Below are 1,550 nucleotides of genomic sequence, written 5' to 3'. Positions count from 1 at the left end.
GGACATCGCCTTGATCAGCGATGCCGGCACCCCCTTGATCAGCGATCCGGGCTTCGTGCTGGTGCGCGAGCTGCGCGCCCGGCGGCGCCACGTGGTGCCGCTGCCCGGCGCCTGTGCACTGGTCACCGCGCTCAGTGCCGCGGGTCTGCCCACCGACCGCTTCACCTTCGGAGGCTTTCTGCCTGCCAAGCCCGCTGCCCGGCGCCAAGCACTGGAGAAGTGGTCCGCGCGCGAGGAGACCCTGGTGTTCTACGAGTCGCCCCACCGTATCGAGCAGACCCTGCAGGCCTTGGCCGAGCAGCTGCCCGGGCGGGCCATCGTGCTGGCTCGCGAGCTGACCAAGACCTTCGAGACCTTCCTGCAGGGAAGTGCCCAGGAGCTTCTGGGGGTTCTCGCCGACGACCCCAATCAGGGGCGGGGCGAGTTCGTGGTGATGATCGCCGGCGCCCCGGCGATGGACGAGCGCCAGGCCCGCGACATCGACGACGAGCGACTTCTCAAGGCCCTGCACGACGAGGGCGTGGGCGTGAAGCAGGGTGCCAATATCGCCGCGAGCCTTCTCGGTGGGCGCAAGAAGGAGTGGTACGCGCGGCTGCAGGCGATGAAGCCCGAGGCGTGAGCATGGCGTGGCGTTGAAAGCGCCGCTTGAACGAGGCACTGCAAACTTAGCACTGAAAACAGGGCATTGAGACGCGGGCGGGGCGCTGGTATGCTTGCCGCCGGAGTTGGCCAGACAGTCGCCGCTGCGCGTGCGCAGGGGAGGAAAGTCCGGGCTCCACAGGGCAGAGTGCCAGGTAACGCCTGGGCGGCGAGAGCCGACGGCCAGTGCAGCAGAGAGTAGACCGCCTAAGCCACGAGATTCGTCTGGTGGCCGGTAAGGGTGAAAGGGTGCGGTAAGAGCGCACCGCGCGCCTGGTAACAGTGCGTGGCATGGTAAACCCCACTCGGAGCAAGACCAAATAGGGACCCGTTGGCGTGGCCCGCGCTGGGTCCGGGTAGGTTGCTTGAGCGCTTTGGCGACAAAGCGCCTAGAGGAATGACTGTCCACGACAGAACCCGGCTTATCGGCCGACTCCCCATTTCCATAAAGGCCCCCGCGCGGGGGCTTTCGACATCCTGCGAGCGTATCATGTCCTCTGCAAGCCAGCCCGTTACCGACTTTCGCCATACGAGCGTCTTGCTAGACGGCGCGGTCGACGTGCTGGTGCATGCGCCGGACGGCGTCTATCTCGACGGCACCTTCGGGCGCGGCGGACACTCGCGCTTGATTCTCTCGCGCTTGAACGACGAGGGCCGGCTGCTGGCCATGGATCGCGATCCCCAGGCCATCGAGGCCTCCACTGGGATCATTGATCCACGCTTTTCGATCACCCGTCGCGAGTTCGCCCGTCTGGGCGAGTACGCCAAAGAGCTCGGTCTTCACGGCAAGCTCGCCGGGGTGCTGCTGGACATCGGCGTCTCGTCGCCGCAGCTCGACGACCCGGAGCGCGGCTTCAGCTTCATGCGCAACGGCCCGCTCGACATGCGCATGGACCCGACCCAGGGCGAGA

The 1,550-nt window shown here is 66.6% G+C and carries 2 protein-coding genes and 1 other RNA gene; all 3 read left to right on the top strand.

Annotation, left to right across the window (positions count from 1 at the left end; translation table 11 throughout):
- Nucleotides 1–619, top strand: a 619-nt coding sequence (gene rsmI, locus BIS11_RS17250; protein WP_253586680.1) for a 16S rRNA (cytidine(1402)-2'-O)-methyltransferase, incomplete at its 5' end; no start/stop codon positions are given.
- Between the two features lie 102 nt (nt 620–721).
- Nucleotides 722–1,080: RNase P RNA component class A (rnpB, locus tag BIS11_RS17245), an RNA gene on the top strand.
- Between the two features lie 49 nt (nt 1,081–1,129).
- Nucleotides 1,130–1,550, top strand: a 421-nt coding sequence (gene mraW, locus BIS11_RS17240) for a 16S rRNA (cytosine(1402)-N(4))-methyltransferase (protein WP_253586679.1), incomplete at its 3' end; no start/stop codon positions are given.

It is taken from the genome of Halomonas sp. 707D4 (assembly GCF_024158685.1).
GTDB lineage: Bacteria > Pseudomonadota > Gammaproteobacteria > Pseudomonadales > Halomonadaceae > Vreelandella.
This window is presented reverse-complemented; position numbering and strand designations above follow the sequence as displayed.